Below are 12,791 nucleotides of genomic sequence, written 5' to 3'. Positions count from 1 at the left end.
GGATAAAATAAATGACCTTACCCCAAGTTATTAATCAATTTATCAAACATCCCTCCCATTTACCTAAAAATATTATCTGGCGTTTTCCAAAAAAAATATCTACAAAAAAACATATTTTTGTCTTAGGTGCGCCGAGAAGTGGGACAACTTTAGCTAAATTAATTTTAACTTCCCATCCTTATTTAGTTGGTCCGGGTTACGAAACTGCATTTTTTACCTATCGTGATATTTTTAGTTTTAGATTTACAGGAATTAAACAAAAAAAAATGAATGAGTTACGGCAAAATTGTCATGATATTGTCGAATTTTTTGATGTGTTTACCCATCAGGTTTTAATGGATCATTCAGAAGCTAAATATTATGTTGAAAAAACCCCTCAGCACGTTTTACAATTAGGATTTTTAACCAAATATTTTCCTAATTCAAAATTTATTCACATGGTGCGAGACGGAAGGGACGGTTATTGCTCTGCAAAACATCATAAAAATGTTGTTCAAGGAAGTGATGTTAAACGGTATGCAAAATATTGGCGAAAATGTCTTAATAGTCGTATAAAATTAGGAGATAAAGAGAATATTTTAGACGTTAAATATGAAACGTTAGCATCGGCTCCCGAAACGACCATTAAAAGAATGATGTCTTTTATCGGAGAAACCTATCATCCTCAACAATTAGAACCTGGTAAATACTCTAATAATGCCATAACTAAAATTAAAACTCCTGTGTTCGCTAAACTTTCTTCTAATATTAATAATTCTAGTATTCAACGTTATAAAAAAGAACTTTCAACCGAAGAAATTGAAATATTTAATAATATTGCTAGTGAACAATTACGTCATTTTGCTTATGAGGTTGAATAGTTTTAATAAATAATCTTTAAATATTATTGTTTTCTGTTTTATCATTACTAATATTATCCCCATCCCCTAAATGACTTTGTTGAATAACTTGAATTGGTCGACTTGCTTCTCTTTCAAGGATTTTCATTAGATTAGTATTTTCTCGTTTATAGGATTCAATTTCTGTATTTTTTCTTGTTAATTGTGCTTTATATTCTGCATGAGTCTTTTGCTGAGAAGTTTGCCCCCCGTAGGTTTAACCTTTGGAAGTCACGTTTTCCATTTTTATATTCTTGAATGCTATATTTAAAGCAGGAGTAGCGATTGAAAAAGGACATGAGTTTCCCATTGATTTAGTTGAAGCAGAAAAAGCTAAACCCTATATTCGTCAAGCTATTGATAAGGGGGTTGAACTTTGAAAAAAGAAAAAATTAAAGAACGAATTGAACAAGAATTGCTAGAAATTCAAGCAACAACATCAAAAACCCAGTCTTACAATAAAACCTTAGAAGAAGAAATCAACCAGTTTCTAGAATCTCTACAAAATTAATCCCACGCCTAACCCACCCTATGATCGCATTTACTCTAACCACAACTACGATAAAATCGAAAACTCTAAAAATTAGGCATAATATAATAGTAAGGGCAGCTTGATTAAGATCCCTGTTTGATCTTACAATTGCAGCGACTCAACCCCTTTCGTCAGTTACCACCCAGTTACCTTAAAATATATGTCTGCTTCTGACGTACAACCTCCTCAATCCTACCGTAAAGAGGAAGTTCAAGAAATTTTACACTTGGCCATTGCTCGCAAAACCGAGGTTGAAGAATTGTCTCGTACTCAACTTTGGGAAATTGCAGCAGAATTAGATATTGATGTTGCCGTTTTGCAACTGGCCGAAAAAGACTGGTTATTACAAAAACAACAGCAAGCAAAAAAAGATGAATTTAATCAATATCGTCAACGGCAATTAAAACGAAAATTTATTCGCTATACCATTATTAATTCTTTTGCCATGTTGCTGAATTTTTTGGCAGTAGGAACCTTATCTTGGTCACTATATATATTAATTTTATTAGGACTTCCCCTGGCATTAGACACCTTAAAAACCTTTCAAACCGAAGGGGATGAGTATGAAAAAGCATTTCAACAATGGTATTTTAAAAGAGAAATGAAAGCCTCAATTTCTAGTCTTTGGAATCGCATTAAAACCGCTTGGTTATCGTAAATAGTTGATAATGGCTAAAGTATTAAAGTAACGGGTTATTAAAGATATAGTTGAGTTTTCAACTTCATTGAAAAATGCCCCCGAAAAGAGTACAATCAAATCAAGGAAAATTAGGGGAATTTTGAGGGGAAATGATGAGCGTTAAGGTAAAAAAACCCATTCTTGTAGCAGGATTAGGCATTTCTTTCTTACTATGGTTAGGGGAAAGTCTCCATGAGGAAGTTATGGCCATAGGAGAATGGGGTGTTTTGAGTCTGATGGCTATCGGTACAGGAATTTGGTGGTGGCAAGAAAAACAACCTAAAAAACCAGTTTATCAAGCTGTTTCCCCCTTAACTCTAACAGAAATTAATCGGGCAATTGCTGATGGAGAAAAAATATTAAAGATAGTTAAACAAGAAAATCCTGAATTTAATTTATTAGAGTTAGAAACTCAGTTAAGAAAATTACCCGAAAAACTTAATAATCAATCGATTAGTTTGGGAGCAATTAGTCATTCTAATGGAGTAAAAAGTAGTTTACAATTATTATTAAATCAAGAAACAAATTTTAGAGAAATTCAATGGATAGCACAAGAAAATATTGAAACGATTAATCCTAAAATAGACTTGATAATATTTTTGATAACCACCGATTTAACAGAATCTCAATGGCAACTGATGCAACAATTTCATCAAAATCATCAACGGTGTTTAATTGTATTAAATCAACCTGAGACATCTAATTTAGAAGAACAAGAAATCATACTACAACAAATTAAAAAACGAGTGAAAACGATTATTCCTCCCGATGATGTGATCGGGATAAAGTCAACCCCAACCCCTTTAAAAGTTCGTCAATATACAGACGATCAATCCTATCAAGAATGGACAGAAATAAAACCCCCTAATGTGGTTCCTTTAACCAATAGATTAAACGGTATTTTAAGTCAAGAAAGAGAACAATTAATCTGGGGAAAAGTATGGCGAGAAGCGCAAGAAATCAAGAAAAAAGGAAAGCAAATCTTAAATAAGATCAGACGCGATCGCGCTTTACCTGTAATAGAAAAATATCAATGGATCGCAGCCGCAGCAGCCTTTGCCAACCCTGTTTCTTCCTTAGATTTATTAGCCACCGCTGCCATTAACGCTCAAATGGTAGTCGATTTAAGCGGTATTTATCAACAAAAATTCACCCTATCTCAAGGGCAAGCAGTAGCAGCAGCCATCGGTAAATTAATGCTCAAATTAGGATTAGTAGAATTATCAACCCATGGGATTAGTAGCTTACTCAAAAGTAACGCCATTACTTATGTAGCAGGGGGAGCAACCCAAGGCATTAGTGCCGCCTATTTAACCCGTGTCGCTGGCCTAAGTTTAGTGGAATATTTTCAAGAGCAAGAGGTGAGTTCCCAGAGTCATGAAAGTCTAGATATCGAAAAGCTTTCAACGAAAATCAAACAAGTGTTTGAGCAAACAAAAAGAACAGAAATCTTACAGGGCTTTGTGAAACAAACCCTTCCTAAACTATCATAGATAATGCTGTTGCTATCTTGTGATAACTATCTATTGCTTGTTGCTTAGTGCAGCCACAAAAAAATCATAACTCCTAATTCTGAACCCAGGTTACTTGATTTTTTTTTCCTGTGAAAAAAATTTAAAATTACATTATGACAGTTTCTGATTCTGAAACCACTCCAACACCTACTAATAAAACCTTAGATACTGCCAACCCAGAGGAATCTATGGCCCGTTCTAATACTTCTAAAAAATCCCCCCGTCAAGGGTTTGCGCCGGTGCTGGAGAATCCTCAATTTTTAATTTTGTGGATAGGACAGGTATTTTCTCAACTAGCAGATAAAGTTTATTTAGTCTTGATGATCGCTTTTATTGCTGGCCATTTTCAAGGAGAAAATCAGCCTATTAGTGGTTGGGTATCAGCCATTATGATCGCCTTTACCATTCCGGCGGTATTTTTTGGTTCTTTAGCTGGCGTATATGTTGATCGCTGGTCGAAAAAAGGGGTCTTAGTGATTTCTAACCTCATTCGTGCGGCCTTTGTTTTTATTATTCCTCCCTTACTCTGGTTATCCCAAGGCGATACATTAACCCTAAATGTCAGTTGGTTGCCTCACTGGTTACGCAGTTGGCACAATCAAACCCAAGAGGCGTTTTTGTTGCCCTTGGGTTTTTTAATTTTATTGGTGTTAACCCTGGTAGATTCAACCATCACCCAATTTTTTGCCCCGGCTGAACAAGCGACTATTCCCCTAGTGGTCAAACGTCGTCATCTCTTATCGGCCAATTCCCTGTTTACCACTACCATGATGGCCATGACCATCGTCGGTTTTGCCATTGGAGAACCTTTATTAGAAGTGGCTTCTCATTTTGCTGAAAATTTGGGCTTTTCTTGGGAAGAGGGGAAAGCCTTTGTGGTAGGAGTGTCTTATTTAATCGCAGGGTTACTCCTAATCATGTTGAAAACAGGGGAAAAACGGGAAGACTATGAAAAAGAACAGCCCCACGTTTTAGAAGATATTAAAGACGGTATTCGTTACCTGGGGAGTAATCATCGGGTTCGCAATGCTTTAATTCAGTTAGTGATCTTATTCTGTATTTTTGCAGCCTTGTCAGTGTTAGCGGTACGCATGGCCGAAACCATCCCAGGGATGAAAGCCGAACAATTTGGCTTTTTATTGGCCACTGGTGGCTTAGGAATGGGCTGCGGGGCTGCGGTTTTAGGGGGTTGGGGCCAACAATTTCGTAATCATCAGTTAGGATTATGGGGATCAATGGGAATGGCTGTTTCCTTGGTAGGTTTATCCTTATCCACTAGCAGCTTATGGTTAACGCTGTTAATGACCACATTTTTAGGGGTATTCGCTGCCTTTGTCGGTGTTCCTATGCAAACCACCATTCAAGCAGAAACCCCCGTGGATATGCGCGGTAAAGTGTTTGGTCTACAAAATAATGCCGTTAATATTGCTCTTTCTTTACCCTTGGCCTTGGCTGGTATCGCTGAAACCTTCTTCGGTTTGCAACCTGTATTATTAAGCTTGGGAGTGATGGCGATCGCTGGTGGTATTTTAACTTGGTTGATGGGAATGAAAGAATAGGTTAGTCTAAGTAAAACGAATGCGTCCTTCGTCCATTTCTGACATAAGTAACTCCAAAGCCTCGTAGTCCACATCAGAAATATAACCCGTACGACTTAACTCATGGTTGATGGCCATCTCTATTTCTGGGGTTAATCGTTTAAGATATAAAGCTTTTTCAACTAATTGGCGAATTAAAGGGGGACTATTCACAGATTTTTCTCCGCTCTTGACAACACGGGATTTTAGGCTAAGTTGGTAGGTGTGGAGAAGTCTCTTACTTCCACTCAGATCAATAGGTTGTAATTTTTAGAGTTTTTTAACAACAGCGATGATCTCTAGTAAACCATTAATAGGGGACTAACTTTTGTAGCTTGCTTAACTTTTTTTTACAAAAAAACTGATACAATGCTAAACTGTCATTCATTAGTTTACAAAGTACAACAGTGTAACGGCCAAATTATGGTTAAGTTTGGGTAAAATCTGCCCTTGGATAGAGGAAAATCCAGATTTAACTCAACTAAATAAAAAACAAGATTCAGTCACATAAATTAACCACTTATTAACCTATGGTTAATTCCTTTAAAAAAAAATAGATTAAATCGGTTAAGACTGAGTCAATTGACAAAAAAGTGATTATAATTTGGTCATACCATAAGCAAACTAAATTTTGAAATTGAGGGTATATACCAATGATGGGGAGTCAATTAATTAATTTAAGAGTAGCGGTGTTAGAACCCACTGGTTACATTACTGCTGCTAACATTGATGATTTTCAAGAAAAACTAACTAAATTTGTCAGTAATAATCCTAATAGGGATTATTTGGTGGATATGCACCAAGTAGAATTTATTGACAGCGCTGGACTCATGGCCATTGTGTCTGCCTTTCGCTTGGCTCAGCGTCTTAATAAAAGATTAAGTGTTTGTTCCTTATCACCATCAGTCCGCATTATCTTTGAATTAACCCAGTTAGATAGGGCCTTAGAAATCTATGAAAGTCGTCAAGCCTATGAAGCATCTTTGAATACTACCATAGCTGCTTGAAGTCCCGACCGAGTTGGGATCATCAAGTATTGGCTTACTCCTCCACACTTCCGGTATATTAGAAAAACAGGAAAAGACTAGGGAAGTGCCGGAGGTTTGTCTGTGACTATCGCCATTGAAAAACTGATCACCCCAGAGATCAATAAACCTGCCCGTTATTTGGGTAACGAACTGGGAGCTAAACATAAACCGTGGAACGAGGCAACGGTACGCTGGGTGTTGACTTATCCAGAGGTTTATGAATTAGGAGCTTCTAATTTAGGCCATATCATTCTCTACAATATTCTTAATGCTCAGCCTCGTCAACTGTGCGATCGCACTTATCTACCCGCCCCCGATTTAGCTGAGAAATTACGAGAAAGCAATACGCCTCTATTTGCCTTAGAATCCCGTCGTTTTCTGACTGATTTTGATATATTAGGCTTTAACCTAAGTTATGAGCTAGGAGCGACCAATATTTTAGAAATGCTCGCTTTGGCTCAAATTCCCCTCACATCAAAAGAGAGAGACTCAGGGACTTATCCGTTAATTTTTGCAGGGGGACAAACCGCCACCTCTAACCCCGAACCCTTTGCCGAATTTTTCGATTTTATGGCACTCGGCGACGGAGAGGAATTATTACCGGAAATTGGTTTAATTATTGAACAAGGCAAAGACAATAAGCTGAGTAAAGAAGCTTTATTATTAGATTTAGCCCAAATTCCAGGGGTTTATGTCCCTCGCTTTTATGACGTGACAGAAGCAGGGGAAGTGATTCCCAACCGGCCTGATGTTCCTGCTAGAATTTTACGCCGTGTTTCCCCTCCCATGCCAGCCTATGCCATTGGTTTAGTTCCCTTTATTGAAACCATTCACGATCGCTTAGTGGTAGAAATAAGACGGGGTTGTACTAGGGGCTGTCGTTTTTGTCAACCAGGGATGTTAACCCGTCCGGCAAGAGATGTACAACCAGATGATGTTATCGAAACCATTGAACGGGGTATTAGAGAAACGGGCCATAACGAATTTTCTTTACTCTCTCTGAGTTGTTCGGACTATTTAGCCCTGCCGGCAGTGGGAACGGAAATTAAAAACCGTCTCAAAGATGAAAATATTACCCTTTCTTTACCCAGTCAACGGGTAGATAGGTTTGATGAAAATATCGCCAACATTATCGGGGGAAACCGTAAGTCAGGGTTAACTTTTGCCCCAGAAGCCGGAACCCAAAGAATGCGTGATGTCATTAACAAAGGGTTAACCAATGAGGAGTTATTAAGAGGGGTCAAAACCGCAGTTGAACAAGGTTGGGATAAGGTTAAACTCTATTTTATGATCGGTTTACCCGGAGAAACCGATATGGATGTCTTAGGTATTGTGGACACAGTGCGCTGGTTACGTCAAGAATGTCGAATTAAAGGCCGTAAGCCCCTACAATTTACTATTACGGTGTCTAATTTTACCCCGAAACCTCATACCCCGTTTCAGTGGCATTCCGTGTCTACAGCAGAGTTTAAACGGAAACAGGAATTATTACGGGAAGCCTTTCGCAGTGTAAGAGGGGTTAAAGCTAATTATACCGATGTGAGAATTTCAGGAATGGAGGATTTTGTGGGACGAGGCGATCGCCGTTTATCCCCTGTGATTCGTCGCGCCTGGGAATTAGGGGCCGGTATGGACTCCTGGTGGGAAAATGCCCAACAAGCTTATGATGCCTGGGAACAAGCGATCGAAGAAGCCGGGTTAAGCTGGAAATACCGTCAGGTAGAAGAGGGAGAATGGAATATTTTTGAAGGAAATACAGACTCCTACAACGCCCCTTTACCTTGGGATCACATTAATACGGGAATTGAGAAACAATGGTTACAAGAGGACTTAGAACGGGCGTTAGAGGCTGCTACCGTTCCCGACTGTGCCTTTGAAGGGTGTTCCCATTGTGGGGTCTGTGGGTTAGATTTTGGTCATAACATTGTGGTGCAACCCCCTACTATTCCTTCCTTTAGCGGTCACTTTCAGCCTAACCAAGACCGTTTACAGAGGTTTCGGGTTTATTTTGGTAAAATTGGCGAAATGGCCTTAGTTAGTCACCTTGATTTAGTGCGGTTATTTGATCGGGTGGTGCGTCGTGCAGCCTTACCCATTTCTTTTACGGGGGATATCATCCGGGACCAAGAATTTCTATTGCGAATGCGTTAACGTTGGGGGTTACTAGCAATGGTGAAATTGTGGATTTCGAGTTGACTGAAATGATGGATCTTAACAAGTTTCGTCACGCTTTAGAGAAACATTTACCCTCAGATATTCCTATTTATAACGTAGAAGAAGTATCAGTTAATTCTACTTCTGCGACTCGGTTATTAGAAGAAGCTGACTATTTAATGACAGTTGAAACTGAGGATGTTTTTTTCTAAGGAAACTTGGCAAACTTGGGTTCAAAATGTTTTAGATACTTCAGAAATTAACTGGGAGAAAACAACTAAGTCAGGTAAAAAGAAAACGGTTAATTTACGCGATCGCCTTTCTAGTTTATCCTTAGACTCTTATCAGGATAATGCTGTAACGTTACATTATATTGGTAGCTGTCGTAATGACGGAACAATGTTGCAACCACAGCACGTTATGTTGATGTTAGAAAAAATATCGGGGATGGAATTACAGTTAAGTAAAGTTCATCGTCAACGGTTAATTTTAGCAGTAAGTTAATGTGGTAGGGTGGGCAATGCCCACCTTATTAAGTTAAGAGACAGCAAACTCAGTAATTTTTCTTTCTTGTAATGATTTATAAGCAAGAACAATTCTATCTTTAGAAATTCCTTTTTTTACTAATTCTTCGGTAATTCCTTCTTCTGTTCCGTCTTGTTGTATCCATAGTTTATCGTCAATTATATCAATATGGATTAATGTCCCATAAAGACGATATCCGTTTGACCATCCTATCTCTGTGATTAAATAATGTCCTTTGTTGGAGTCGCAAATAAGTTCTATCTCGACTTGTTCATCTTCTCCTAAATAGTCAATATATTCGTTAAGTATCTCTTCGATAATGTCTTGATAGTTTAAGGTTGAGTTATCCATCTTATGATTTCTTCTGCTATAGGATCAAAGGTAAATAATTGAATAATACCATCTTCTAATAAAACTTGACCTGCTTCCTCTTCAAAAACTCTTTTACCTACGTCTTCTGTTACAGCTAAATATAGTGTTCTGTTGGGATCATATCTTTGTAAGAGATGGTTATATAATACAAATTGACCTAACGCTTCTTCTAAGTCTTTCATGGCAGAAGAACGTCTAAAACTTTTAATTTCTATAGCTATTTTTGCTGTTTCTTTTTCAGCAGCGATTAAAGTTTCTGCCCCTAAATCAATAAATAACTTTTTACCTCTTGCTAAACGTAATCTAAAGGGATCATGGGTAATTTTCCAATTATCTTTAACAAATTCAAGCTATTCAAGCACGAACTGATCAACTTCAGCATGCCGTAGAATATTTTTTAAGTAACGATAGATAGAATAATTTATTATATTGTTGGGTTTCGTTCCTCTACCCAACCTACAAGATCGGCTTCAAAAACGTATTAAAACATAATTTTAAACATGAATATAAACTCAACTTTTTATACTTTTATTTATAATAATTTAACCGAACTTCCTACAGAAATTTTCGATATGAAAATCTTACAGGAGTTAGATTTAAAAGGAAATAATATTAAACATATATCTGTTGAAATATCAAAACTAACCAAGTTACGTTATTTGCGTTTGGATGATAATAAGATAAAAGACTTGCCTAGTTGCTTTGCTAAACTTACGAATTTAGAAGAGCTTTCTTTACAGAGAAACTGCATTTCTTCAATTCCTACAGCTATTTTTGAATTGCCTAATCTGCTTTATTTAACACTAACCTCTAATTCTATAGATTTATTTCCTGATAATCCACTTGAATTTAAGTTGACTAAATTAAAAACTCTTGACTTAATAAATAATAAATTAATTAAACTTCCTTCATATATTTCACGTTTTAATAATTTAGAAGAATTGTTCTTAGACGATAATTTATTAAAAGAAATTCCTGATTGCATTTGTCAACTTACCAAACTAAAATACATCAGCTTATACGATAATCCAATTGTCTATTATCCTAAATGCATTTCTAACATAATAGATATGTAACGAATCAAAAAAGTTATAGAATCACTGTGATCGCAATCTTGTAGGTTGGGTAGAGGCAACGAAACCCAACACTCAACTAATAATATATATCTTAAACATATCTAATAGTTAGAAATATTAATATATCTCGGTTGGTTTCCAATACGGTTTAACCACCTTTTAATATAAGAAAATTCAGTTAAACTAAATCCTCCTTCTTCAGCCACATGAGTATAAGCATAAAGTCCAATATCATCAATTGTATAAGTTTTTCCCACAAAAAAATCTTGTGTTTGTAGATGCTTCTCCATTATATTGAGTGCAGCATAACCTAAACTTTGTTTTTGTTCTAAAGCTTGTTTATATTCTTTTTCTTTTCCTAAAATTGATATCCAATAGCGAGATGTTGCAAGATTCGGTTCATGACTATATTGTTCAAAAAACAGCCATTGCATTACTTGCGCTTGTTCAAAATTATTATTAGGAAAATAGCTAGTATTTTGACTTAAATAAAATAAAATAGCGTTAGACTCAGTTAGATATTGATTAGGGGAAATTTCTAATAGTGGAATTTTCCCATTAGGATGTTTAGCTAAAAACTCTGGACTTCGGCTTTCATTGTTCAAAATATTAACTTCAATTCGAGTAAAAGGGATTTGTAATTGAGTTAATAACAATCTCACTTTATAGCCATTACCAGAGGGTAAAAAATCGTATAATTTGTACATTGTTTCAATAATTATAGAACGTTTTATCATGAACATTCGCATCGGTAACGGTTATGATATTCATCGCTTAGTCCCCGATCGCCCGTTAATTTTGGGTGGTGTCAAAATTCCCCATTCTTTAGGTTTATTAGGACACAGTGACGCTGATGCGCTGACCCATGCCATTATGGATGCTATGTTAGGGGCATTAAGTTTAGGAGATATTGGTCACTATTTTCCCCCGTCTGATCCTAAATGGTCAGGGGCTGACAGTTTATTATTATTACAACAAGTAGACGAGTTAATACAAGCCAGGGGTTGGCAAGTGGGTAATATTGATTCTGTGATTATTGCTGAACAACCAAAAATGAAGCCCCATCTTCAGGCCATGCAGGAAAAACTTGCTCACACCTTACAGATCGATATTGATCAAGTAGGGATCAAAGCAACTACCAACGAAAAATTAGGCCCAGTGGGACGACAAGAGGGTATTGCAGTCTATGCAGTGGTGTTATTGGTCAAGTCGTAAAATGCTTATTGACTAATTTGTCTACTTCACCGGGTTGTACTTGGCAGTAACGAGCTTTATGAGGCATAATAACGACGTTGGGGCCTTTCTTACACTGTTTTAAACATCCCGTTAACTTCACCTTAACGCGATCGCTTAATCCCTGTTGCTCTAATTCCTGTTCTAATTGTTGACAGACACTTTTGCCCCCTCGTTTCCAACAACTTGATTTCTGACAAACTAAAATTTTGCCGGCATCACAGGACTCGGTTTCTGCTACGATAGCCACACAAGGTTTGTCAGGATTTGGTAACAATTTGATCTGACTGGCTTCTAATTCAAAGAAACCCTTTTTCTTCTTAAATTCTCGATTTCCTGTCACTTCTAACCAAGTTCCAGGAATCATTTTAATATCCATTTCTGAGCGCAATTTTTTGGGCATTTTCAGCCAATATTCCTTTTCTTCTACTTTCATTCGTAGATATTTAATCTTGTCACCTTTTTTAATGACAAAACTTTCTAATTGACCGATCAGACGGAATTGGGAGGTTGTAGTAGTTTTTGACATAATTTTTTATTTAGAATTTCGTGAACTCATCATTTAACGCTTATTAAGATTCCAGCAACCTTTGAGCCAGTCGATTAATTCCTGGCGAGAGGATGAATATTGTTTGGTCACACTCCACAGTTGAATCATGGCTGTGGGTCCTGATAACTCGGCCTGCAAGGGTTGGTGGGTTTCACAAGAGCAGGGAATGTCTAATTCCTGAAGGCGATGGTAGACGATCCAGCGATCGCACCAATCTACTTCTACAACTTGCCTGGGTTCGAGAGGGAGGTTGGTTAAATTCATGGACTCAAGCAATTGAAGATAATTGTCATTGTTTCTTCACCTAGTGTAACAGACAACTGCAAGATATTCTCAATTATTTTTCAAAAAAAATTATAGCTCAACCTAGGCTAGAAGGGACTAGGGAGTTCCCCTGGTTGGGGCTGATAAAAGTTAAATTTTTTTAGATGATTTTGCAGGCTCTTGATAAACTATTGCTAAAATGAGGTATTTTAATGATAGAAGTGTCGTTAAAAAGGGAATTACAGACATGGCAACTGCTCAAGGCTTACTCCGTGCATTTGGTGAAGTAGGAGAAAACCCCGTCTTATTAGACAAAAGTGTTACCACTCCCGTTTGCGAAGGGTTAAACTTACTCATCGCTAGTTTTCAAGGATTATTTTTACAGTACGAAAAACACCATTATGTAGTA

14 protein-coding genes and 3 pseudogenes are annotated in these 12,791 nt (G+C 37.1%); 11 read left to right on the top strand and 6 right to left on the bottom strand.

What is annotated here, in order from left to right; all coding sequences use genetic code 11:
- Positions 1-11 precede the first annotated feature (11 nt).
- The 6 genes from C4E06_RS24955 to C4E06_RS24940 all read left to right on the top strand — a co-directional run bounded on the left by C4E06_RS24955 (position 12) and on the right by C4E06_RS24940 (position 5,162).
- Entirely contained in the window at positions 12-860 is an 849-nt protein-coding gene (locus C4E06_RS24955; RefSeq protein ID WP_107671064.1) for a sulfotransferase, read from the top strand.
- Between the two features lie 272 nt (positions 861-1,132).
- A complete protein-coding gene (locus tag C4E06_RS29370; protein ID WP_255412196.1) occupies positions 1,133-1,258 on the top strand; it encodes a hypothetical protein in 126 nt (41 codons plus the stop codon).
- Entirely contained in the window at positions 1,255-1,389 is a 135-nt protein-coding gene (locus tag C4E06_RS29365; protein ID WP_255412195.1) for a hypothetical protein, read from the top strand. Before C4E06_RS29370 ends, C4E06_RS29365 begins: the two co-directional genes overlap by 4 nt.
- A 181-nt stretch (positions 1,390-1,570) precedes the next feature.
- Positions 1,571-2,068, top strand: a complete 498-nt coding sequence (locus C4E06_RS24950) for a 2TM domain-containing protein (RefSeq protein ID WP_107671063.1) — start codon at positions 1,571-1,573, stop codon at positions 2,066-2,068.
- Between the two features lie 131 nt (positions 2,069-2,199).
- Positions 2,200-3,582, top strand: a complete 1,383-nt coding sequence (locus C4E06_RS24945) for a YcjF family protein (RefSeq protein ID WP_198649021.1) — start codon at positions 2,200-2,202, stop codon at positions 3,580-3,582.
- Positions 3,583-3,716: 134 nt separating this feature from the next.
- A complete protein-coding gene (locus C4E06_RS24940; protein WP_107671061.1) occupies positions 3,717-5,162 on the top strand; it encodes an MFS transporter in 1,446 nt (481 codons plus the stop codon).
- A gap of 6 nt (positions 5,163-5,168) precedes the next feature.
- Here C4E06_RS24940 and C4E06_RS24935 read toward each other — a convergent pair whose 3' ends face one another.
- A complete protein-coding gene (locus C4E06_RS24935; RefSeq protein WP_009546553.1) occupies positions 5,169-5,354 on the bottom strand; it encodes a hypothetical protein in 186 nt (61 codons plus the stop codon).
- Positions 5,355-5,833: 479 nt separating this feature from the next.
- On the opposite strand from C4E06_RS24935, the gene C4E06_RS24930 reads away from it, so the two are divergent.
- Together C4E06_RS24930 and C4E06_RS24925 are read left to right on the top strand one after the other, a co-directional pair.
- Positions 5,834-6,187, top strand: a complete 354-nt coding sequence (locus C4E06_RS24930) for an STAS domain-containing protein (RefSeq protein ID WP_107671060.1) — start codon at positions 5,834-5,836, stop codon at positions 6,185-6,187.
- Positions 6,188-6,289: 102 nt separating this feature from the next.
- A pseudogene (locus tag C4E06_RS24925) lies at positions 6,290-8,866 on the top strand (TIGR03960 family B12-binding radical SAM protein).
- A gap of 33 nt (positions 8,867-8,899) precedes the next feature.
- Here C4E06_RS24925 and C4E06_RS24920 read toward each other — a convergent pair.
- Positions 8,900-9,238, bottom strand: coding sequence for a XisI protein (locus C4E06_RS24920; RefSeq protein ID WP_107671059.1), 339 nt, complete (start codon positions 9,236-9,238; stop codon positions 8,900-8,902).
- Positions 9,220-9,600, bottom strand: a pseudogene (locus C4E06_RS24915) (element excision factor XisH family protein); the annotation flags it as partial. The gene C4E06_RS24920 and the pseudogene C4E06_RS24915, both read right to left, overlap by 19 nt.
- Positions 9,601-9,759: 159 nt before the next feature.
- Between C4E06_RS24915 and C4E06_RS24910 the strand changes: the two are divergent.
- The gene (locus tag C4E06_RS24910; protein ID WP_107671057.1) at positions 9,760-10,335 is read left to right on the top strand and encodes a leucine-rich repeat domain-containing protein; all 576 of its coding nucleotides are present in this window, start codon (positions 9,760-9,762) and stop codon (positions 10,333-10,335) included.
- 101 nt (positions 10,336-10,436) lie between these two features.
- On the opposite strand, the gene C4E06_RS24905 is transcribed toward C4E06_RS24910, so the two are convergent.
- Positions 10,437-11,042, bottom strand: a complete 606-nt coding sequence (locus C4E06_RS24905; RefSeq protein ID WP_107671081.1) for a glutathione S-transferase family protein — start codon at positions 11,040-11,042, stop codon at positions 10,437-10,439.
- Between the two features lie 28 nt (positions 11,043-11,070).
- Between C4E06_RS24905 and ispF the strand changes: the two genes are divergently transcribed.
- The gene (gene ispF / locus C4E06_RS24900; RefSeq protein ID WP_107671056.1) at positions 11,071-11,550 is read left to right on the top strand and encodes a 2-C-methyl-D-erythritol 2,4-cyclodiphosphate synthase; all 480 of its coding nucleotides are present in this window, start codon (positions 11,071-11,073) and stop codon (positions 11,548-11,550) included.
- Here ispF and C4E06_RS24895 read toward each other — a convergent pair.
- Together C4E06_RS24895 and C4E06_RS24890 are read right to left on the bottom strand one after the other, a co-directional pair.
- The gene (locus C4E06_RS24895) at positions 11,540-12,097 is read right to left on the bottom strand and encodes a (2Fe-2S) ferredoxin domain-containing protein (protein WP_107671055.1); all 558 of its coding nucleotides are present in this window, start codon (positions 12,095-12,097) and stop codon (positions 11,540-11,542) included. The genes ispF and C4E06_RS24895 overlap by 11 nt on opposite strands.
- A 33-nt stretch (positions 12,098-12,130) precedes the next feature.
- Entirely contained in the window at positions 12,131-12,382 is a 252-nt protein-coding gene (locus C4E06_RS24890) for an Asr1405/Asl0597 family protein (protein WP_107671054.1), read from the bottom strand.
- A gap of 247 nt (positions 12,383-12,629) precedes the next feature.
- Between C4E06_RS24890 and C4E06_RS24885 the strand changes: the two are divergent.
- Positions 12,630-12,791: pseudogene (locus C4E06_RS24885) on the top strand (DNA starvation/stationary phase protection protein); the annotation flags it as partial.

It is taken from the genome of Cyanothece sp. BG0011, from assembly GCF_003013815.1.
GTDB lineage: Bacteria > Cyanobacteriota > Cyanobacteriia > Cyanobacteriales > Microcystaceae > Crocosphaera.
The sequence above is the reverse complement of the archived record's forward strand: the minus strand, read 5'-3'. Positions and strand labels throughout refer to the sequence as shown.

Bases quoted from the DNA above. Each gene is read 5' to 3' on its own strand.
- C4E06_RS24955 (WP_107671064.1), top strand. From the start codon at position 12: ATGACCTTACCCCAAGTTATTAATCAATTTATCAAACATCCCTCCCAT.
- C4E06_RS24950 (WP_107671063.1), top strand. From the start codon at position 1,571: ATGTCTGCTTCTGACGTACAACCTCCTCAATCCTACCGTAAAGAGGAA.
- C4E06_RS24945 (WP_198649021.1), top strand. From the start codon at position 2,200: ATGATGAGCGTTAAGGTAAAAAAACCCATTCTTGTAGCAGGATTAGGC.
- C4E06_RS24940 (WP_107671061.1), top strand. From the start codon at position 3,717: ATGACAGTTTCTGATTCTGAAACCACTCCAACACCTACTAATAAAACC.
- C4E06_RS24930 (WP_107671060.1), top strand. From the start codon at position 5,834: ATGATGGGGAGTCAATTAATTAATTTAAGAGTAGCGGTGTTAGAACCC.
- C4E06_RS24920 (WP_107671059.1), bottom strand. From the start codon at position 9,238: ATGGATAACTCAACCTTAAACTATCAAGACATTATCGAAGAGATACTT.
- C4E06_RS24910 (WP_107671057.1), top strand. From the start codon at position 9,760: ATGAATATAAACTCAACTTTTTATACTTTTATTTATAATAATTTAACC.
- C4E06_RS24905 (WP_107671081.1), bottom strand. From the start codon at position 11,042: ATGTACAAATTATACGATTTTTTACCCTCTGGTAATGGCTATAAAGTG.
- ispF (WP_107671056.1), top strand. From the start codon at position 11,071: ATGAACATTCGCATCGGTAACGGTTATGATATTCATCGCTTAGTCCCC.
- C4E06_RS24895 (WP_107671055.1), bottom strand. From the start codon at position 12,097: ATGTCAAAAACTACTACAACCTCCCAATTCCGTCTGATCGGTCAATTA.
- C4E06_RS24890 (WP_107671054.1), bottom strand. From the start codon at position 12,382: ATGAATTTAACCAACCTCCCTCTCGAACCCAGGCAAGTTGTAGAAGTA.